Below are 20,872 nucleotides of genomic sequence, written 5' to 3' on the forward strand. Positions count from 1 at the left end.
AAGTAGGCGGGGGGCTTGCTTAAGGCGCGACCACGGGGCCGGTGATGTAGGTGGTGCTAGAGGTCCACTTGATCCCCTCGAAGGTGGCGATGCCCGGTGCCTTGTCGGTAACGGCAATGAAGTGCCGGCTGCCCCGCTCGAGCGGATCGAGCGATTTGAGGGCCTTCCTAGTGCGCGCGGAAAGCTTCGCGCTCGCGTCCTTCACGAAGTCCGCCACTTCCGCCTGCTGGGCCTCGCGGCAATTGAAAGCCTTGCCGCGCTCGATGTTCTCGCCGCACCAGTAGCCGCCGGCGGCATCGACGTAATAGATCCGCTCGATCGGGAAATCGAAGGTCGAGATCATCGAGGGCGGGCCGTCGGCATTGCGCAGCTCGATCCGGCCGCGACCGGGGACGATCGCGCGCACGAACTGGCCCTGCTCCGAGCGGCTCTGGAACCAATCGCCTTCCACCTCGAGCTTGCCGTCGCGGAGGTTCGCCTCGTAGCGCATCCCGCCGCCGTTGTTGTCGTCCGTCAGGCGGCTCCACTGGGAGCCGGATGAAAGCGGCACCGGGGTGATCGCCGCTGGCTCCGCGACCGTGAAGCCCGCGCCTAACAGCACGCCCGTGCGGCTGACCTGCTCCTGATAGACATAGGCCGCGTTCTCGCCGTCGTCCGGGCGGACTTCCATCAGCGTCACGCGGATGCCGCGCCCGCCGAAGCCGTCGATCAGGATGATCAGCCCGATCAGCAGCACGCTGGTGCCGAGCGCGATCAGCGGCGTGGTGATGAACAAGCGGTGACGCCGTCCGGATTTCGCGAACACGAACAGGTTCACCGGCCCGACCAGGATGCCGAAGGCGATCAGGATCACGATGAAGAGCCCGTAGTTGTAGCTCTTGGGATCGAATAGCCCCTGCAAGGGCCAGGCCGAGCTGAAGTCGCTGCGGATGGAGGTGTTCAGCGCCGGCAGGTTGTCCTTGTTGGTGAAGCGGTCCACCAGCGCTTCCACGCCATCCTTGTCCAGGGTGAGCTTGTTGTTGATCGGTTCGATGCTCACGTTGCCGAAGCTGCGGATCGCGGAGCGCTCGCCGGCGGCGAGGTCGCTGATGCCGAGCGTGGCGAGATCCGAGTTCGTGGAAACGGCGAGAATCACCAGCCGCCCGCCGAGCCGGTTCCAGCGCAGGATCGCGGTCCGCGCCCCCGGGCTCAGCGTGGTCCAGTCGCTGTCGGTCAGCGCGAGGCCGTCGAAGCCGGAGTAAGCCCGCCAATCGTCCGGCATTTCGTGGGGATCGAATTTCGCGGCGAAGTTCGCACCGCCGCGCGATCCCGACTTCGATGCGATCTCGGCGTCGAGCATCGAGCCGTTCGGCGTGAACAAGGCCTCGCTCAGCAGCACCGCCGGCTGGGTATCCCCGTACCTCGCCGAAAGGTTCCCGCTATTGCTGCCGAAGGAGCCCGACATCGCGAGGCTCACCTGCACCGAGCCGTCGCCGTAACCGAAGTTCAGCAGGGTCGAGCAGGGGATCAGGATGTCGTGACGGGTCAGCTTGCCGGCCGGCGCGCCGAGCTTGAAGCTGGAAGTCACCTCGCTGCCTTGGCCGCCGCTGCTGCCGTCATTGGCCACGCAGCGGATATCGATGTTGCCGTCCTGGTCGCCCGCGTTGTTGACGGTGATCCGGACCGGCAGGAAGCCTCCGGGCGCCGGGTGGCTGAAGAGGGCGTTGGCCTCGACCTTGGTCAGTGACTTCGGGTCCGGCTGATGGAGAAAGAGGCTTTGCTGCGCCGCGAGCGGCGCGGCCATCAGAAGGAGGAGCGAGAGGGCGCGCGTGAGCATGGGCAGGAAAAATCAGGCGGTGGTGACCGGTTTCAGGGTCTTGGGAGTGGCCCCGCCTTGGAACGGTGTTTCCTCGATCAGGCTGCGGACGATGTCGTTGTTGGTCAGCCCTTCCACCCGCGCGTTGTATTCCAGCACGATGCGGTGGCGCAGCACCGAGGGGGCGACGAAGCGCACGTCCTCGAAGGAAGCGTGGGTGCGCTCGTTCATCAGCGCCCGGGCCTTGGCCGCGGAGGCGAGCGAAAGCGCCGCGCGCGGACTGGCCCCGTAGCGGATGCCGCGGGCGGCATTGCTCTGGCCGGGGTGGCTGGCGTCCACCAGCCGCGCGATGTAGTTCGCCACCACGTCCGGCAGGTAGATGCGGCGGACCAAGGTCAGCACTTCGTCCAGGGTGGAAGCCTCCATGATCGCCTCGACCACCGGCTCGGTGCCGAGCTCGCGCTGGGTGACGATCCGCTCCAGCGTCTCGACGCTGTTGCGGGTCACTTCGAGTTTGAAAAGGAAGCGGTCGAGCTGCGCCTCGGGCAAGGGGTAGGTGCCTTCCAGCTCGATCGGGTTCTGGGTGGCCAGCACGAAGAAAGGGCGGGGGAGTTCATGGGACTCGCCGAGCACCGTCACCCGCCGCTCCTGCATCGCTTCCAGCAAGGCGGACTGGGTCTTGGGCGAGGCGCGGTTGATTTCGTCCGCCAGCACGATGTTCGTGAACAGCGGCCCGGGCTGGAAGACGAAGGCGCGGCGGCCGTCGACCTCCTGCAGCACCGGGTTGCCGGTGATGTCTCCCGGCAGCAGGTCGGGCGTGAACTGCACCCGCTTGGTCCCCAGCCGCAGGCACTTGGACAGACCTTTGACGAGTTCCGTCTTGCCCAAGCCCGGCAGGCCTTCCAGCAGGATGTGACCTCGCGCCAGCACTCCCGTGAGCACCAGATCGACGAGTTCCTCCTGGCCGAAGAGGACTTGATTGAGCGCCGCGGAGAGCGAACGGACATGCTTCCCGGCAGAGCCGACTTCAGTTTCGGAGGCGTATTCCATGGAGTCAGGGGTCAGACGATTTCGACCCTCCGCGATCTAGCGGAAAACCGGATGAAGTTGCCATGAAAAATCCGCCGCTTTGTTGGAATACCTGAAGTACTCCATAGCGGGAAGCGGGTCGCACTTGCCCCGGGAGCGCGGACTTCAGTCCGCTCGGCGCTCACTCGAAGAACTTCTTCATCGCCTTCTGCTCGTCCGGATCGAGCGAGTCCTTCCAGACCCGGTTGCCGCCGGCACCGGTGGCGGCCTCGCCACCGACCTGGAGACCGCCCGTGTTCTTGTCCACCTCGTGTTCGCCGTCTTGCAGTTGCAGCAAGTCACCCGGCAGCGAGCGGGAAAGATCTTTCGAGTCGATGCCGGTCAGCTTGCCGATGTCGACCTTGTCGCCCTCCTTGCCCAGCAGGCCGTCGGCGTGGCCGGGACCGCGGTTGGCGGCACCTTTGCCGGCACCTTCGCCGTCCTTGTCACCCTGACCCTCGCCTTCGCCCTTGCCTTGGCCGTCGAGCAATTCATCCAGCCATTCGTCGCCCTTGCCGCCGCCTTCGCAATTGCCGCCCTGGCAGTCCTTGCAGGCTTGGGCGGCCTTCTTCATGTTATCCTTGAGTTGCTGGAGCTGGTCCGCGTTCATTCCTCCCAGATTCTTCGGATCGAGCTGCTTGAGCTGATCGAGCAACTTGGAATTGGGCTTCAGGGCCCCGTTCTGGAGACCTTGTAAAGCTTGGTCGAATTGGTTCAGGAGCCGCTCCTTCTCCGGGGCGGACATGCCGCTCATGTTTTTCGCGAGGTTGGCCAAGGCCTTGTCGGCGCGGGTCAACTCGCGCTCCATCTTCTCGACCTGCGCGTCGTGCTCCTTCTTGAGCGTGTCGGTCGCTTCGAGCGAGGAGTGGCTGAACCAGTCCTCTTCCTTCTGCTCGCGGAGTTCCTCCACCTTCTTCTTCATCTCCTCAAGGTAGGCCTCGTCGATGACTTGATCTTCCGCGAGCCGCTCCAGGTCGGTCTCCACCGTCTTCCACGACTGCGGCTCATCCGGGTGGTCCGCGCCTGCGGCATTCCGGGCGGACACGGGAATCAGCAGGCCGGCCAGAAGGAAGGCGACCGCGGCGATCGGCGGAACCAGCACGCGCTGCCAGGCCCAGTCGACCCCGGCATCCACCCGCGGCGGCACTTCAGGCCAGGGGGCCACCCCGGCACGGGCGGCGGAAAGGGCATTGCGCATCCGCATCGAGGCCTCGATCCGCACCATCGATTGCTCGGGCTTCTCGAAGCGCTGCCGGGCGACCAACCATGTGATCGCCGCCAGCACCGCCACGCTGCCCGCTGCGGAGGACCACAGCGCCCACTGCGGCGAGTCCGGAGCTTCCCGGCGCACCAGCAAAAGCACGCAGGCCCCGATCAGCCCGATGACCACCAAGGGCACCGAAAGCGTCTCGATCCACCACGCGAGGTTGATCTTGCGCGCCACGGTCGCTGCCTGGCGGGCCCACGCGGTGCGGAGTTTATCGGATGGAGCTTGCATGATGCGCCCTTCATCCTAGCAGAAGAGCACCGTTTCGCGATGCGAAAATTCGGTGAATTTGAGAAGCTGCCGCCACCTTCAGGGGATTACCTTATGGGGGTAACCTTTGCGTGCCGTTCGGGGCTACGGGTGGCGTGCCGTTCGGGGCACCACCCCCGGTCCCGTTACGGGGGACGGGTGGCGTACCGTTTCGGGGGACGGCTACAACCCCGCGCCAGCTTCCGCGTCCAGATAGAAGGTCGCGTCCGGATGCTCCTGCAGGAAGGACGCGCTGACCTGGTCGGTGATGGGCCCGGTGAGCGCCTCGCGGACAATGCCCGCCTTAGCGCTGCCCCAGGCGAGGAGGGCGATCTTCCGGGCTTCCAGGATGGTGCCGCAGCCCATCGAAATCGCGTGTTCCGGCACCTGTTCGAGACCGCCGAAGGACGGTGCGGCATCCTGCCGGGTCACGGGATCGAGCCCGACCAGGCGCGTCCGGCTGTTTTTCGGAGAGCCCGGTTCATTGAAGCCGATGTGGCCGGTGCGGCCGATCCCGAGCAGTTGGAAATCGATGCCTCCGGCAGCGCGGATCGCGTCCTCGTAAGCCTGGCAATGGGCTTCCAGTTCGGCCTCGCCGACCGTGCCGTCCGGGATGTGGACGTTCTCCGCCGGGATGTCCACGTGGCCGAAAAGCTCGCGCTGCATGAAGGCCCGGTAGCTCTCGGGGTGCTCGCCCGGCAGGCCCAGGTATTCGTCGAGGTTGAAGGTGACCACCCGGGAAAACGAAAGCGCGCCCTCGCGGTGGAGCCGGATTAGCTCGGCGTAGAAGGGCAGGGGGGTGCGTCCGGTCGCCAATCCGAGCACGGCCGTCCGGCCACTGTCGTTGATCGCGCCGATCAGTGCGGCCACCTCGGCTGCCAGGGTGCGGCAGGCGTCGTTGCGATCCGCAAAGACCCGGACCGGAAGGGATTCAGTCATGCGCGCTCAATGGGCCAAAGAGTCCAGCCCGCGTCAAACGCAAAAAACGCAGGAAATGGCGTGAAAAGTCAACTTTGTCACTTGCTGCTCAAACGCTGCTCCAGATCGATATCCGGCTCCGCGTTTCGCTCCAGCGCGTTGCGGTAGTATTCGAGGCCCTGCTTCTTCTTGCCCTGCTTGGCGTAGAGATGCGCCAGATTGAGGTGCGGGTAGGGCATCGCGTCATCGTAGGCGATGGCCGATTTGAATTGCTCCTCCGCTTCCGCTTCCTGGCCGACGTCGAAGTAGACACTGCCGAGCACCACGCGGCCGTCCGCGTTCGTCGGGGCGAGCTTCACGCTCTCCTCAAGTGCCTTCACCGCCTCGCCGAGATCGCCGGTTTCCCTCAGGGAGAGGCCCAGCATGCGATAGGCGTAAGGGTTGGTGGTGTTCAGTTCGGCCGCGCGGCGGAAGGTCTCGGCGGCCATCGGCGCGTCGTTCAGGCGGAGTTGGACCACGCCGAGCTTGCAGCGGGTGTCGGTATCGCCCGCGTTCCGCTCCAAGGCCATCTCGTAGAGTTCGCGGGAGGACTCGTAGCGCTTGTTCAGGAAGGCGCGCTTCGCCGCATCCGTGATGGGCAGGTTTTCCTGCTCCAGGCGGGCGAGATTGACGTCCACTTCGCCTTGGGTGCGTGGCACCGGCGACACGAACTGGTCATCCACCTTGCGGGGTTGTGCGAGGCTCATCTCCTCGGCGGTCAAGGGAAGTTCCGCTCCATCGAGCAGCTTGAGCGCCTCGTCGATCTTCGCGTCGCCCTTTGCCTTCTCGCCCAGCGCGTCCACCAGGATTTCGCTGGCCTCGCGGCGGCGCTCCTGGATGCGGAGCTGCTTTTGGATGATGCTGCGCAGATACTCGACTTCCGCCGGATCGGCGCCCTTACCCTCGGCCAAGGCCTGGTCCTCGTTTTGCAGGCGCTTCTGGAGTTCATCCAGGCGCTGGTCCTGGGCGAGGCGCTCGCGCTTCAGGTCATTGATGTTCTGCTTGGCGATCGACAGGTCCCGCATTGCCTCGGCCCAGGCGTCGAGGTTGGCGTTGTTCTCCCGGTCGATGTGTTTGACCTTGTCCTGAGCTTCGCGCAGGTCCTTGGCCAAGCCCATGTTCTGGTCGATCAGGGTCTTGATCCGGTTGCCTTCGTCATGCTGCAGCAGTTGCGCCATCTGGTCGCGCTCGCGCATCAGGTTTTCCTTCTCGACCTTCAGGTCGTTCACGGATTGGTGGAGGCTGTTGAGCTCACCTTCGAGCTTCGTGATGCGCTGGTTGGCACCATCCAGCTTGGCCTCGGTGCCGCGCAGTTGCTCCTGGTATTCACGGAGCTGCTTCTGCTGGCCGGCGATCACCTCGTTGCTGGTCTTGCGCTCGCTATCGAGATTCCGATTCAAGTCGGAGCTCTCCTGCCTCAGCCGCGTGCGCTCACTTTGGAGGGCGGCGACGTCCGCCTTGGCGGAGCGGGTTTCCTCCTGGCTCTTGCCGAGCGCCTGGCCCATGGCGGCCTTTTCGCGCTCCAGGCCGCCGATCTTGTCGGCGAGCTTCTGCATCTCTTCCTGCATTGGCGCGGCGGCGAATTTGGCCCGGAGTTGGGCCATCTCGTCCTGCGCGCGCTTCAGTTCCGCCCGTGCCATGTCGCGCTGTTTCGCGATATCCCGTGCCCGGTCGGCATCGCGGCTGGAACCGTCGGGGGGCGGACTGGTTTTGTTGGAAAGCTCGCCCTGGAGTTCCTCCACGCGCTTTTCAAGCTCGGCGATGCGGCGGGTTTCGAGGGATTCCACCTCGCGCACTGGCGGCATCGGGGCGGGGGCGATGCCTCCGCCGTTGCCATTGCCCAGCGGCTTGGCCGGAGCACCTTTGAGCACCCCGCCTTCGAGGGCTGCCACCTCGCGTTGCTCGGCCTGCTTCTCCTTGAGCGCCAGCGGTCCCACCGCCTCGATGCTCTCGTTGGTCTGGATCCGCCGGCCGCTGACCATCTCGCGCCTCCACATCGGGAAGTAGGTCGCCACGCTATCGATCAGTTCCCGGGAGCGTTCCAGCTTCTCCAGCGCCTCGGTGTATTTCTTCTCGGCCTGCAGCTTCTCCGCATCGCGGGACAGCAGCCAGCCTTGGAAATAGACGTCGGCCGGGTCGAAGTTGACCGGGCCGGTTTCTTTCCGCGGCGGTGCCAGCGGCACTTCCTTCTCCTGCGGGAGCGCCACGCCCGGCCACAGGCCGATCGCGCAGGCGCAGGCCATCAGACCGGCACGGCCGGTAAAAGGGAATCGGCTCCGGGACATAGGGCGCGCACGCTAAGGAACCGCGGCCCCCGCCGCAAGGGGAAATGAGCCGCCGTTAGAAGCTGGTCCCCGGCGGTAGCCGCCTTGGGACGACAGGGTGAATACAGGCGCCCCGGCCGCCCGTGAGCCTTAACAAATCTTTACACTTCATGTCTTGGAAGCGCAGCCGCCTTGAGGGCATGCTAAGGACTGAATGAAATGAAGCGGAAGCTCATCGACCATTTCCGCCGCCACTGGCCTGAACTGCTGACCGTGCTGGCGGTCATCGCGATTTGGCTCGGCTATATGGCTCGCTTCTGGACCGGCCGCTGAGCCCCTGAAAAAAGTCTCCCTCCCCGAAATCGGACCGCCCCCGTGAATGAGAAGTTCACGGGGGCGGTCTCCCCGCCGTCACCTTCTAGAAGGGCGACGGCGGTGTAGGGCAGCCTGGGTGCCATCAGATTCCCCCCGGAGTCAAATGGCAGGCTGTATCGGGTCTAACAGAATTCGGGGGGCCGTCAAGGAATTCTTACCGTTCGGGGTGGTGAATGTCTCTGGCGGGCAATTGAATGCGTGGGGTATAAGCAAGACTGCGGGGTTGCTGATGGACGGGGGAGGGAACGAACCGCAGAGGCGCGGAGGTCGCAGAGCAAGCACGGAGGAAAAAGGCAGAGTGCCGTGCGATCAGTGATCAGTGATCAGTGATCTCGAGTCCGTGCACCAAGGCCGAAGAGTCACCTTATTTCTTGGATTTGGTATGACGCCTATCCGCGGCATCCGCTCGAATCGCCGCAGAGTCAATGGGAGGCATCCTGCTCCACAGGAGGCTCGGGCCACGACTTTCCATCAGGAAGCCGGAAGCGGATGGCGGGATCGCTGGCATTGAAATTGGAGCCGGTCAGGGAATTGGACACGGTGGGATCGCCGGTAGGGAGCCGTTCGCCGCGGGCGAGGCGGTCATGGTTCTTCCTGATGAACTCGCGCCAGGCATCGCGGATGGCAAATCGTTGTTCCAAGGTGAAATTGCGGTTTCCACCGCCGGATCGCGACGGAATTTCAAGGGTACCAAAAGCCAATTCCGTCAGAGCCTCGTACATTGATTCCTGATCGGTGATCACCTCGTACCAGGCTTCCCACAGCTCCACCCGCGCTCCAAGAGCTTGGGCGGCGGAACTTGCAGCGGACTGGACGGAGCTTTGATGTGTGGTTTCCACGATCCGGCAGAGCGGCGGGATGAACGAGACGCGTCCGGACTTTCCAGCCACCTCGCAGGCGGAGCGCAGGACGCCCCAGTCCTTGTCGTCCAGAGCCTTCATCAATGCCGGTTCGAACCCGGCAGGAACCGGCGTGGGTATGGCGAGGATGGCATTCTGCCGGAACGTGGGAGGATTCGCATCGATGAATGCGAGGATCGTTTGTTTCCAGCCGTCGGTTCCGGGTCGTGGCATGTTAGGGTCGGCGAGTTCGCGAAACCGGGCGAGGATCATGGCGGAACCGCCGTCCGGATCCGGCCCGAGCCTCCATCCGCGGCCTCGCAAGGCGTCGATGGCGTGGATGAGACCGCGCAGGGGTGGTGGCGGATCGAGCGTGTTGGCTCCTTTGCCGGAGCGGATTTCCCAAGGGCCGTCGAGTGCGGTTTGAGTGGCGTCCAGCAGCGGTTTGGCTTGGGCCGCGTCGCCTTGGGCTTGGATGAACGACGCACCGAGTTCCACGGTGGCGGCATCTTTGCTCCGGAGCATGGGGAGAGCGGCATCGAGCAGTTGCTTGCGGAATTTCGGATTCCAGTTCTGGAGGATGGTGGCTTTGTCCCTCCATGACGGGAAGGTGGGCTTCGCGGCGTCGGCAAGATCGGGCAACTGCCATTTCACCGCGGCCGCTGAAGCCTTGACGATATCGGGCGACGGGTTTTCCAACAAGCCGAGCAGCGCCTCGAACGCCGCCGCCCCGCGAATGCCGGCGATGCCTGTGACGGCATTCGCATGCCCCGCCTGCGCTTCCTGAATGAGCGCAGGGAGGAAAATGCCGTGCTGAAGTTTCTCCAACTGGAGGAGACGGTCACGATCGCTTCCGGAGCAGAGATCCCGCACACGGGCAAGGGCCTCCTCCGCGCTGGGCATGATGATTTCAATGTTGGCCTTGGCCACGGGGTGCGGGCGCTCCTCCTCCACCATCCAACCCAGATCATGGCACGCTTCCACGGTGAAGATGCCCGCGCCGGGAAACATGACATATCCCGCCAGCGGAAGCGCGATGTTGCTTGAGCCGCCGGGGCCAATCTTTTCAGTGCCTATCATGCCGCCGCGGTTCCAGAGCTTGATACTCTCGTCGGGCAGCACCTTGCCCCGTGAATCGGTAACCCGGATTTTCAATCTCATGGGGAAACCCGTTCCCCGGTAGTCTCCGCCGGTTGAAATTTCAAATGGCTCGCCGCCGGTATTTCTCACGGTGAAAGCCCCGGGGATCGCATCGCCGAGTCTTACCTTCTCCGGCAGTTTGAGACTGACGTCCACCCCGGGCGGCACGGACAATTTCGCGCCGGACTTAGTCTTGATCGGCAGCGCGTTTCCCCCGTGTGCTGCTGGAAGGACCAGAAGCAGGCAGGCGAAAAGAAGCGAGGTTTTCATCAGCGGAGTAGGAGTCCTTTGCCACTCGGGTAAGTCCTAAGGATTACCACCGACGGATTCAAGATCCGGCTCAACCCGGGCGACAATGAGGACGTTCGCAAGACGAACGCCATCCCCACACGATCTTTTCTCATGGCCATTGGGAACCCTCATGGCTTGCGGGTTTGAAGTTCCTTGCGAGTCTCCTCCGGCAGCTTCAGCCATAGGTCTTTGATGCCATCCTTATCAAGCAGCGTCGGGTCATTGGTGACCACCGCGCGGACGTATCTCTCTACACTCGATTTGAGATTTCCGGCCCGCACCCATCGATTACTCTTGTCCCGGGCGATATTATTTTCTTTTAGCATATCCACATACTTCGCCCGAATGACAGGGTCATCGATATCCTCCGGAGCGATTCCAGGGCGATAGCGGCCGTCCGGTGGTGCCACGTTCATGAAAGCATCTTTCGGTCTGTTAGGATTCGCCGTAAGGTAGCGGACGGTCACATCCAGAATCCGCAGGCAGCTCCGCAATTTGACCTCAATGGTTAATGTTTTGTTGCCATTTATTCTAGGATAAGTTTCACTTAGGGCGGTGATGTTATCTTGCGACGCTGCGGCGGCCACCTCCGATTCAAGATCCCGCTCCACCGCAAGCGAAAGTGACGACATTGCCACGGCGATTGTTAGTTTTAAAAGTCTATCTCTCATTGTGTTGGCATTTTAGAATCCAGATGTCGGGTCATTGGCTTCGGTCGACTCAGGATGCCCGCCCTTTGACAAGGTCAATTTGCCGGATGCTTCGAGTTCTTCTTTTTGAGGTACCGTTGTAATATCCGTATAAGACCCCCAGGAAGTCTGTAATACCAAGGAATATTCCACAGGAATGTGCCATCATCGGGGCCGGGAAAAGGCGGCGGGTAGATACCGCTCCTAATCTGATCCACATCGGCGAGTTTCGATGGCATGGCAGAAGTTCCTTCGACTATGTCACCCCATATTGCGTTGCCGTCGTCGTCCCTAGGTACCGGGTGATCATATTCGTAGCCTTCAAGAGAGCCTTCGCAGATTGCAGGGCAAGTGCCTTCCCTGACTTGGATGTATTTAAATGAAACATCGTTCGGTGTAACATAAGCCCTCCCTTTAAATCCCGTAATTGCATTTCCGTAAACGTGGAAGATTCCCGTCCCGGGCTCTCTTGTCATGGTGACGCCGGTCGGTTGGATCACCTCGAAATTGATCTTGAGGGTCGATCCACCAATCGTCACTTCCACGACAGGCCTGCACTCCCGTTCGCCGGCAGTCAAGGTAGATATGGGACCGGCCAGAGGATCGAGCGTGGAAGTTCCAACCGCTCCTGAAAGAGCCCAGACCGGGGATGGTACATTTGAGGGTTTTAGGGTGAGATCGACTACTTCTCCGACCCCTACCTTGCTTCTCTCACGGTTATCCGGCTTTGTGGCGACTGTTTGGGAGATTAGATGGGCCGTGAACAGGGTAGCCGTCTTGCCCGCGGCGAAGAATGGGTCGCCCTCCTCATGCTCGCCCAGGATTCCCTCGGGATCGTCGAACACGATCTTCACCGCGGGATCCATTTCATCGCTGGTGAAAGCAAGCGTGTAATCGTAATCAGGGCGGGGCGTACGGCGATACTTACCGTCGGTCCCAATATATTTGAACGTCACCTTGTACTCGGCCCCCTTCGGCAAGTGGAAGGTGTCGGTTTGCAGCGCTCCATACCGCCGGTTGGTGCGCTGGCGGTTCTGCGTATCCCCCGCGATGGCTTCCAGGTAGACCATGTACATTTCCGAGTGGCTTTCGCTATGATCGCCGAAAGTGACGCTCACCGCAACCGTTCCCTGCGGCGGCGGTTGGTGATCGTTCGGGTCGTTGGGATTCGTCCCCTGCTCGTCCTCATCGCCGTCGGGCACGCCGTCACCGTCGCTGTCGGGATCATTCGGCTTGGTACCGCGCGCCGACTCCTGTTCGTTGCTCAGACCATCGCCATCGGGATCGGCACCGGCATCATTGGTGGGATCGCCGTCGGTCGCATTGTCCACGGTGGGATCGAAGCCGTTGTCGGCCTCCCAGCCGTCGTTCATCGCATCGCCATCGGTATCGGGTTGGCGGGGATTGGTATGCACGGTGCCGAATTCCACGGCGGTTGTTTTGCCATCGTGGTCGGGATCCCCTGTCCAGGGAAAGCCTGCGGCATCCGGGGTGAGGGGGTTGTAGCCCTTGTCCAGGAAGACGAATTCCAGCTTGTTGGCCAGGCCGTCGCCATCGGCATCCAAGAGACCGTCGGCAGCATCCACCGGATCGAGACTATTGGCGAGTTCCCAATCGTCCCACATCCAGTCCCCGTCCGTGTCCGTGTCCAAGGGGTCGGTGAAATGAGTGAGCACTTCCTCGCCATCGCCGAGGGTGTCCTCATCGGTGTCCCACAGGTCCGGCTTGGTTCCGTGGATGCGGACCTCGTCGTGGTCCGAGAGGTCGTCCTGGTCCGAATCGCTTGCGGTGGGGCTCGTGTGATGAAAATGGAATTCCTCCCCGTCTTCCAGACCGTCGCCATCCGTGTCGGGATTGTGGGGATCGGCATCCGTCCACCACTCGAAATGATTCGAGAGCCCGTCGCTGTCGGGATCCCCGGTACCTCCGTTCGCCGGGTCGATCGAACCGTCGTCCCGCGGGTCGAGACCGTTGTCGATTTCCCAAACGTCGTCGAGCCCATCGCCGTCGGTGTCCCACTCCAGCGGGTCGGTGTCGTGGATCGAGACCTCATCGATATTGCTCAGGCCGTCGGCGTCGAAGTCGGCGCCCTCGGGATCGGAGGTGATGATGTCCGTGTATTTGAGGCGGATGAAGAACGTCTCCGCCGTCGAGTTGATGCCATAGGGAGCGGGAGCCGCCCCATGCTCGATCTCCGGGAAGAAATGCCAGTCCCTCAAGTCAAAGGACCACTGCAGAAAATAGGTCCGGTTCACCACCCCTTCCCAATCCGCATTCCATGAGCCTGGCGAAACCGCCGTAAGGTCGATTTGTGGCTGATCCCCTCGAAGTTGCGCGATCGCAACAGCAGACGCGATGGCGATTGTTCCGATTCGTCCGAGCGCGGTCATTCCCCGGAGCCCTCCCCGGCTTGGGTTTCGCCATTTGCAGGGCGTTCGCGTTTCCAGTAATGAATCGTCACGTCCTTGGGCTGTGGCGGATTGGCAAGGAGGAAGGCAAGCCGCTCTACCTGTGCGCGGGTGCGGCCTTCGTAGGCCTGCGCCATCCGCAGGCCTTCCACACGATACAGCTCATGCATGTCATCAATGATCCGCATCGCCTCTTGGTTGGAGGAGTCGCCTTCAGCCAGAACGAAAGCGGGGCCATCAGCAAGAGGAGGCAACGCGGGGATATCCGGCGGTTCGTAATCCAAACCACGCTGCGCGGCTAGTTGTTCAAGGCGGGTCGTGTCGCAATTGCCGGTTCCCATCAGGAATCCGTAGGTCCTAATTTCGCCGTCAACCCCCTTGATCTGGCAGGCCGCAAAGCCACTGAAGTGATTGAAATCAATGTTGGACCATGCCGACATTATTGAGCGGGGTTGCCCGTTGGGATACCACCGGACCAAACTACAGGCGTGATCGTATACCTGAGCTGAAACGAAAACGAGTTCCGTCCGTTTGTAGTTTTCACGCATCTCCGCGAGCCGGGCCTGGACCACGGGATCATCCGGGTCCAAGGGCGGCAGAGGTGGAGGTGGAGGTGGATTGGGAAGCCGCGGGTCTTCGACCCGGTTCAAAGTAACATTGATTCTTCCTTTCACGGAGGGAAGCCCGGCCATTTCAGGCGCTTTCTCAACGAAAACGCTGCGGGTGATTGTCGATTCCACGACGAAATCAGGCTGGGGCGGCGGTTCAATCGCAGGCACCGGAGATCCATCCGCAATTGGTCCCACGATGGCCGTTGAAGCCTCCGGCTCTTCCTTTGCTTCCTCGTCGAGATAATCCGCGGCAATACCTGAACCTGCCCGCGGGAAAACCACGGAGCGGTCTTGGCCTCTGCCCGTTACCCGCATTGTGGAGAGATCGACGCGCCAGCTCCTGGGAGCGCGGAGGCACTGCCCCGCAGAAGCAGCCGGAGCAGCGTCATACATCACGCGGGCGGAGAGCGCCGTCGCTTGGCTGCCTACCTTTCCGTGAGCAAGGCAGCGAGGGACCATTCTGCGGGCCGGGTGACTCAGCGCTCCCAGGAGGGCTGTCCGTGAATCGGGAACGAAAAGATGTGGGTAACGGGCAGTTTGGACTGTGATAGACTGCTTTGCGCATTACCCACATCCTCTCGTGCCCGAGACGGTCCCAAGGGGCGCTGTCCGCGGGTGGGTGGCGCTGGGGTTGCGGGGCTTGGGGCGGAGTGCGAGGGACCGTTCTGCCGGGCGGTGCCCGGTGGTCCCCGTGGCGGCGTTCGGCGGAGCGGTGGGGAGATGAGGTGTTTCCCCGTGCTGCGTCCGCCTGAAGGCGGGACTACGTACCCTTGGGGGCGGAGTGCGAGGGACCGTTCTGCCGGGCGGTGTCCGGTTCTCCGGTTCCTCCTCCCTCCAATAAAACCACGGTCTTTCATCCCCGCCCCGTATTTACTCCCCCTATTTATGATAGTTCCCGCCTTCCGCCGAGCGTGTTAGCAAGCTGCGAACCCATGCGTCCACTTTCCCTTTTTCTCGGGCTTGCCCCGCTCGCCGCCCTGCACGCTGCCGCTCCCTTCGAATTCAAGGACGGCGACCGCGTGGCCTTCCTCGGCGATGGCTTCATCGAGCGCGAGCAGTACGAGGGCACGATGGAGTTGTTCCTCACCACCGCCTTTCCGGATCGCAATGTCAGCTTCCGCAATCTGGGCTGGAGTGCGGATACCCCCGCGGGGGATTCCCGCTACGGCCTGAGCCTCTCGCAGGCAGGCCATGAACCTGCGGGCGAAGGCTGGCGGCAGCTCCAAGGTCAACTCGCCACCTACAAGCCGAGCGTCCTGATCACCGGCTACGGCATGGCTTCCTCGTTGCCGGGAGGGCAGAGTCCGGAGGAATTCCGCCGCGACTTCGAGCGGCTTCTGGATCACGCGGGGACCCTGCCGGGAATGCGGGTCGTCGTGCTGGGTGCTCCGCCGCGTTTCCTTCGTGAAGGCGAGACCGACGCGACCCCGCTGGTCCGCAGCCACCGCGAATCGCTCGCCGCCATCAACGGCGTGCTCTCCGAAGTAGCGGCCAAACGCGGCTTTCCTTTCGTTGCCTTGGACGGACTGGAGGCGGTCATGGCCGGGCAGGAACTCTCGCCCGATGGGATCCACTTGAATGCGGTCGGCTATGCCGGTGTCGCAAAGCTGATCCAGCGCCAGCTCGGCTGGCGGGAGGCGGATCTTGATACGCCTGCCACCGTACCCTTGCTCACGGCGATCAAGCGCAAGAACGAGTGGTTCTTCCACCGTTCCCGCCCGGCGAACATGGCTTATATCTTCGGCTTCCGGAAAGCCGAGCAGGGTCGCAATGCCGGCGAGATCGAGGCCTTCGACAAGCTGGTCGCGGAGGAGGATTCGCGCATCGCCCAACTGCGCGATCTCACCAAACAAGTCACCCTGCCCGAGCCCGCCAAGCGCACCGAATCGAAGGTCGCCGCGCACACGCCGCAGCCGCATCCGGAGTTCACCGTGGCCGATGGCTACGAGGTCACGTTGTGGGCGGAGAATCCGCTGCTGCACAAGCCGACGCAGATGAACTTCGATGCCGCGGGCCGCCTCTGGGTCGCGAGTTCGGAGACCTATCCGCAGATCGAGGTCGGCCAGACCGCCGATGACAAGATCATCGTGCTCGACGACACGGACGGCGATGGCAAGGCGGACTCGTCCAAGGTCTTCGCGGAGGGCATGCTGATGCCGACCGCGGTGCTGCCGGTCAGCGGCGGTTGTTATGTCGCGCAGAGCACCGACTTGCTTTACTTCCCGGACCATGACGGGGACGGCAAGGCGGACTCGAAGCAGCGTGTCCTGACCGGCTTCGGCACCGAGGATACCCACCACAATCTCCACACCCTGCGCCGCGGGCCGGATGGCAAGCTGTGGATGAACCAGAGCATCTACACCCGCAGCGATGTCGAAACCCCGAACGGCCTGATGCGCCTGAAGAGCGGCGGCATCATGCGCTTCGATCCGGTGGCGGATAAGATCGAGCCGGTCTTCTACGGTTGGTGCAATCCCTGGGGGCACCAGTTCGACGCCTACGGCCAGTCCTTCGTCACCGATGGCGCGGGCGGGCAGGGGATCAACTGGGCGGTGCCGGGTGCGATGTATTTCACCTATGCGGGTGCGGACAAGGTGCTGGATAGCGTCAGCCCCGGGTCCTATCCAAAGTTCTGCGGGCTGGAGATCATCGAGTCCCCGCTCTTCCCGGCGGAGTGGCAGGGCAGCATGATCACCTGCGATTTCCGCGCGCACCGGATCGTCCGCTTCGCCGTCACCGAGAGCGGCTCCGGTTACGCCGCGCAGGAGTCCGGCGATCTGCTGCGGACCGAGAGCGTCAACTTCCGCCCGATCGACGTGAAGATCGGCCCCGACGGTGCGCTTTATATTGCCGACTGGTCGAACCCGATCATCAACCACGGCGAGGTCGACTTCCGCGATCCGCGCCGCGACCGCGAGCACGGCCGGATCTGGCGCGTGCAGAAGAAGGGCGCGACCCCTGCACCGCGCCGCGATCTGGCGAAGCTGGATCATGCGGACCTTCTCAAGCTGTTAGACTGCGACCAACGCCACGACCGCGAGCAGGCGATGGCCGTGCTGGTGGAGCGCGAAGCCACGCCTCGCCTCGACAAGGAGATCGAGAGCTGGAAGCAAACCGCCACCAGCGGTCGCAAGCTGCTCGCTGCGCTCTGGCTGAGCCAAGGTCAAGGCCGCCCCGACCCCGCCTCGTTAGAGAAAGCCTTGGCCGATCCCGATGGCAAGGTCCGCGCCGCCGCCGTGCGCGTGGCTGGCGACTGGCTGGGCAAGGACAAGGCGCAGGCGCTGCTTTCCAAGGCGGCCGATGACTCTCATCCGCGGGTCCGGCTCGAGGCGGTCCGCGTGCTGGCCAAGCTGGGCACCCCGGCAGCGACGGACGCCGCCCTGCACGTGCTCGCTCAGCCGACCGACCGCTTTATCAACTATGCCCTGTGGTTGACGGTCCGCGAGCAAGGGCAGCCTTGGTTGTCGGCGCTGCTCGATGGCAAGCTGGCTTTGGAAGGGCGGGAAGCCTCTCTGGACTTCGTGCTCGCGAACCTGCCCGGTGGTGGCGGTCTGGAAGGCGTCCGCAAGCTGATGCCGCAGCCGCTGCCTGCCGATGGATCGGGCCCTTGGATCGGCCTGGCGCTCAAGACGGGTGATCCGGTGCTGCTGCGCGCGGTCTATGGTCGGGCTTTGGAAGGAGGTTTCGACACCGCCACCACCGCCAAGGTGTTAGGCGGGATCGAGGCCGCCGTGAATGGCGGCAAGAGCAAGCCCGAGGGGGATCATGCGCGGCTCGCCAACTTGTTCCGGGCTCCGCAAGCGGAGGTCGCAGGCGCCGCACTCCGCTTGGCCGGTGCCTTGAAGGTCGAGGGCCTGTTAGGCCCGATGAAGGAGATCGCCGGTGATGCGAGCGCGGCCATGCCCGTGCGGCTTGCGGCCATCGAAGGCTTGTCCCGATTCGACTCCGCAGCGGGCAGGGATGCCTTGCATGAAGTGGCCAAAGGCGATGTCCAGGCTGCCGCGGCGCTGGCTTTGGCAAGACATCACCGCGCTGCTGCGGTGGAAGCGATCCGGCCGGTGGTGGCCACTTTGCATGACTTGGGCCAAGCCCGTGCCTTCTGGCAGCAGGCGCTTTCCCTCAGCGGTCTTTCTGCCGACCTCGTGAAGTCCTTCCGCGAGCAGCCGCTCGCTGCCGATGTGGCCGCGGCCAATCTGCCCGCGATCCCGGACATCGATGAGAACGCCGCCTTGTTAGGCCTGCTCCGCGAGCAGGCAGGAAGTGCTGCGATGAGCGGCCCGAGTGCGGAGTCCGTCGCCAAGCTGGCCAAGCTCGCGGCGGAGAAGGGCGATGCCGCGCGCGGCGAGACGATCTACCGCCGCGCCGAGCTTGCTTGCGCTGCTTGCCACGCCATCGGCGGTGCTGGGGGCAAGGTCGGGCCGGACATGACTTCGATCGGTGCGAGCGCCCCGCTCGACTACCTCGTGGAGTCGGTGCTGATGCCGGGCGCGAAGGTCAAGGAGGGCTACCACTCGGTGATCTTCGAGACCAAGGATGGCCGGACCCTGATCGGGCGGCTCCTGCGCAGCGGTGATGGCAAGGTGGTGCTGAGCGATGCCAGCGGCCAAGAAATCACGCTGAGCGAGGACGCGATCCTGAAGAAGACCGACACCGGCAGCCTGATGCCCGCCGGGCTTATCGCGACGCTGAAGGAGCAGGAGCAGGCGGACCTCTTCAAATTCCTCTCCCAGCTCGGCAAGCCCGGCGACTACGACGCGACCAAGAGCCGGGCCCCGCGGGTCTGGGCGCTCCTGCCGGTCGATGGCGAGGCGGCGGAAGCTGCCATGCAGGGCGATCCGAAACTTCCTTGGCTGATGGTGAATGGCACGGTCAACGGGACCTTGTTGAGCACCGACATCGCGACGATGACCGGGGCAGCGAAGGAGGTGCTCGTGGGTACCCGGCTTCAATTGGCGGAGGCTACGGAGGTGGAGTTCACCCTCCCCGGCGATGCCCGTCCCACGGCGGCGTGGGTGGATGGAAAGCCATTCCGGGGCGGGAAGCTGCCGCTTGAAGCCGGCATCCACCGCCTCGTCGGGCGCTGGCCCGCCGGTGGGGATAACCTGCGCTTCGAGGCTTCTGCAGGGACCTTCCTGCCGAGCTGGTGAAATGAGTTCGAGGATTAAGTCGCGCGGGGAGATTGGGGCTGTATGACGGGAGGAGCGGAGGCAGGCGCTTGCTCCAAGCGCCGCCGACCCGACCCGACCCGATTTATGGCAGATCATCCAACCGAAAGTGGCGTGCAGAACTGGTTCTTCAGCGGCGTGCAAAAGCATGAGAAGACCCAGTTCATCGGCAAGCTCGTGAAAGAGTTTCCCGGGCAATCGGAGGAGGCTGTCACGGAGGCGCTGGTGGCCGCTTGCCAGGAGGTGAAGATCTCCGAGGGCAGGGAGAAGCTGGACGAGGTGATCCGGGCCAAGCTGAGGTGACGCATCACCCGAGGAGCGCCTGTCTGACCGATTCCGCAAGCGGCGTCGTCGGGCGGGCGATGAGTTTCGAGAGTTCGCGGCTGTCGTCGAAGAGGGCACCTTCCGCTGCGCTGCGGTCGCTGCTGGCGATCAGTCCGGCTACCGGGGACGGCAAGCCGGCCTTCAGGAGAAGGGCGGCGTAGTCGGCTTCCGGGAGGTCTTGGTAGGGGACGGTCTTGCCGGATTGTTTGGAGATCTCGGCGGCAAGATCTGCCAAGGTGTAGGACTCGTCCCCGGCGAGTTCGTAGATCCGTGCGGTCCCGGCGGAGCCGGTCAGGACCTTGGCCGCGGCCTCGGCATAATCCTGGCGGGCGGCGGAGGAGATGCGGCCCGCGCCAGCACTGCCAGCGAGAACGCCATGGGCCAGGGCGGCGGGGATGGAGCCGGTGTAGTTCTCCGTGTACCAGCCGTTCCGGAGGATCGCGTAGGGCAGGCCGGAGGCGGCCAGGATCTGCTCGGTCTCCAAGTGCTCCGCGGCCAGGCCGAGTGGCGAGCGGTCGGCGTGGAGCACGCTGGTGTAGGCGAGGAGGCTGACTCCCGCGGTCTTAGCCGCAGCGATGGCGTTGGCGTGCTGGGTGGCGCGGCTGCCCAGTTCGTTCGAGGAGATGAGAAGTAGCTTCGCGACCCCGGCGAAGGCGGCTTCCAGCGAGGCGCGGTCAGCGTAGTCGGCCTGGCGGACGACGACTCCGCTTGCCGTGAAGTCGGCAGCTTTTGCGGGATCGCGGACGATGGCGACCAGGCTGCCGGCCGGGGTCGATTTCAAGAGTTCGGCGATGACAAGTCGGCCGAGTTGGCCGGTGGCTCCGGTGATGGCGATCATGGTAGGGGCGGTTCGGGATTGAGTTGGTATCGGATCGGTGCTTGGTTCCTAATCGATACCGAGTTCCGGAAAGTCCCGCAAGAGGGGTTCTTTTTGTAACCTGGTTACTGCCGGGTAACTGTTATGAGCCTTTCCTTTCCACCCGTCCAACGCGGCACCGACCATGCCCAGAAGTGTCCGATCCGGAACGTGCTCGATTGCATCGGCGACCGCTGGAGTTTGCTGGTGCTGATGGGGCTTTCGCAAGGGACGCTGCGGTTCACGGAATTGAAGCGGGCGATCGGGGACATTTCGCAGCGGATGCTGGCGCAGACGCTGCGGGCCCTTGAGCGGGATGGGTATGTTTCGCGGCAGATTTATCCGGTGATCCCGCCGAAGGTGGAATACCGGCTGACGGATTTGGGGGTGTCCTTGCTGGTGAAGATCGAGCCGCTGGTGGTGTGGGCGGATGAGAACCACGAGCAGGTCAAGAAGGCGCGGGAGTGCTATGTGGCACCGGCGGGTGCGGGGGAGAAGTGAGGGGTGACGGGGGCAAGGATCGCTCTCGGTCGGTCCGGTTGGGATTGGCCTTCCGCGGCGCAGCCGCCGTGGA

General features: G+C 63.5%; 13 protein-coding genes. 3 read left to right on the forward strand and 10 right to left on the reverse strand.

What is annotated here, in order from left to right:
* Positions 1–19: 19 nt before the first annotated feature.
* From ABWK72_RS00755 to ABWK72_RS00795, 9 genes are all read right to left on the reverse strand, one after another.
* Positions 20–1,816 (reverse strand): hypothetical protein, encoded by a 1,797-nt coding sequence (locus tag ABWK72_RS00755; protein ID WP_367872861.1) that lies wholly within the window; start codon positions 1,814–1,816, stop codon positions 20–22.
* A gap of 12 nt (positions 1,817–1,828) precedes the next feature.
* Entirely contained in the window at positions 1,829–2,845 is a 1,017-nt protein-coding gene (locus tag ABWK72_RS00760) for an AAA family ATPase (protein ID WP_367872862.1), read from the reverse strand.
* A gap of 160 nt (positions 2,846–3,005) precedes the next feature.
* Entirely contained in the window at positions 3,006–4,361 is a 1,356-nt protein-coding gene (locus ABWK72_RS00765) for a hypothetical protein (RefSeq protein ID WP_367872863.1), read from the reverse strand.
* A 201-nt stretch (positions 4,362–4,562) separates the two neighbouring features.
* Entirely contained in the window at positions 4,563–5,318 is a 756-nt protein-coding gene (gene nagB, locus ABWK72_RS00770; protein ID WP_367872864.1) for a glucosamine-6-phosphate deaminase, read from the reverse strand.
* Positions 5,319–5,395: 77 nt separating this feature from the next.
* Positions 5,396–7,621, reverse strand: coding sequence for a tetratricopeptide repeat protein (locus ABWK72_RS00775; RefSeq protein WP_367872865.1), 2,226 nt, complete (start codon positions 7,619–7,621; stop codon positions 5,396–5,398).
* A gap of 776 nt (positions 7,622–8,397) precedes the next feature.
* Positions 8,398–10,224 (reverse strand): HEAT repeat domain-containing protein, encoded by a 1,827-nt coding sequence (locus ABWK72_RS00780; RefSeq protein WP_367872867.1) that lies wholly within the window; start codon positions 10,222–10,224, stop codon positions 8,398–8,400.
* A 149-nt stretch (positions 10,225–10,373) separates the two neighbouring features.
* Positions 10,374–10,916 carry a hypothetical protein gene (locus ABWK72_RS00785; protein WP_367872868.1) on the reverse strand — a complete coding sequence of 181 codons (543 nt, stop codon included), beginning with the start codon at positions 10,914–10,916 and terminating at the stop codon, positions 10,374–10,376.
* 74 nt (positions 10,917–10,990) lie between these two features.
* Entirely contained in the window at positions 10,991–13,189 is a 2,199-nt protein-coding gene (locus ABWK72_RS00790; protein ID WP_367872869.1) for a hypothetical protein, read from the reverse strand.
* A gap of 131 nt (positions 13,190–13,320) precedes the next feature.
* Complete coding sequence (locus ABWK72_RS00795; protein WP_367872870.1) at positions 13,321–14,235, reverse strand: hypothetical protein; 915 nt, start codon at positions 14,233–14,235, stop codon at positions 13,321–13,323.
* 650 nt (positions 14,236–14,885) lie between these two features.
* On the opposite strand from ABWK72_RS00795, the gene ABWK72_RS00800 reads away from it, so the two are divergent.
* Together ABWK72_RS00800 and ABWK72_RS00805 are read left to right on the forward strand one after the other, a co-directional pair.
* On the forward strand, positions 14,886–19,100 hold the full coding sequence (locus ABWK72_RS00800; protein WP_367872871.1) for a PVC-type heme-binding CxxCH protein: 4,215 nt from the start codon (positions 14,886–14,888) through the stop codon (positions 19,098–19,100).
* Between the two features lie 132 nt (positions 19,101–19,232).
* Complete coding sequence (locus tag ABWK72_RS00805; protein ID WP_367872872.1) at positions 19,233–19,421, forward strand: hypothetical protein; 189 nt, start codon at positions 19,233–19,235, stop codon at positions 19,419–19,421.
* Positions 19,422–19,425: 4 nt separating this feature from the next.
* On the opposite strand, the gene ABWK72_RS00810 is transcribed toward ABWK72_RS00805, so the two are convergent.
* Positions 19,426–20,280 carry an SDR family oxidoreductase gene (locus ABWK72_RS00810; protein ID WP_367872873.1) on the reverse strand — a complete coding sequence of 285 codons (855 nt, stop codon included), beginning with the start codon at positions 20,278–20,280 and terminating at the stop codon, positions 19,426–19,428.
* A gap of 123 nt (positions 20,281–20,403) precedes the next feature.
* On the opposite strand from ABWK72_RS00810, the gene ABWK72_RS00815 reads away from it, so the two are divergent.
* Positions 20,404–20,799 (forward strand): winged helix-turn-helix transcriptional regulator, encoded by a 396-nt coding sequence (locus ABWK72_RS00815; RefSeq protein WP_367872874.1) that lies wholly within the window; start codon positions 20,404–20,406, stop codon positions 20,797–20,799.
* Positions 20,800–20,872: the final 73 nt, after the last annotated feature.

Origin of the sequence: Luteolibacter sp. Populi (assembly GCF_040801775.1) — a bacterium.
Lineage (GTDB): Bacteria > Verrucomicrobiota > Verrucomicrobiia > Verrucomicrobiales > Akkermansiaceae > Haloferula.

Bases quoted from the DNA above. Each gene is read 5' to 3' on its own strand.
- ABWK72_RS00780 (WP_367872867.1), bottom strand. From the start codon at position 10,224: ATGAAAACCTCGCTTCTTTTCGCCTGCCTGCTTCTGGTCCTTCCAGCA.
- ABWK72_RS00810 (WP_367872873.1), bottom strand. From the start codon at position 20,280: ATGATCGCCATCACCGGAGCCACCGGCCAACTCGGCCGACTTGTCATC.
- ABWK72_RS00760 (WP_367872862.1), bottom strand. From the start codon at position 2,845: ATGGAATACGCCTCCGAAACTGAAGTCGGCTCTGCCGGGAAGCATGTC.
- ABWK72_RS00755 (WP_367872861.1), bottom strand. From the start codon at position 1,816: ATGCTCACGCGCGCCCTCTCGCTCCTCCTTCTGATGGCCGCGCCGCTC.
- ABWK72_RS00765 (WP_367872863.1), bottom strand. From the start codon at position 4,361: ATGCAAGCTCCATCCGATAAACTCCGCACCGCGTGGGCCCGCCAGGCA.
- nagB (WP_367872864.1), bottom strand. From the start codon at position 5,318: ATGACTGAATCCCTTCCGGTCCGGGTCTTTGCGGATCGCAACGACGCC.
- ABWK72_RS00800 (WP_367872871.1), top strand. From the start codon at position 14,886: ATGCGTCCACTTTCCCTTTTTCTCGGGCTTGCCCCGCTCGCCGCCCTG.
- ABWK72_RS00815 (WP_367872874.1), top strand. From the start codon at position 20,404: ATGAGCCTTTCCTTTCCACCCGTCCAACGCGGCACCGACCATGCCCAG.
- ABWK72_RS00775 (WP_367872865.1), bottom strand. From the start codon at position 7,621: ATGTCCCGGAGCCGATTCCCTTTTACCGGCCGTGCCGGTCTGATGGCC.
- ABWK72_RS00785 (WP_367872868.1), bottom strand. From the start codon at position 10,916: ATGAGAGATAGACTTTTAAAACTAACAATCGCCGTGGCAATGTCGTCA.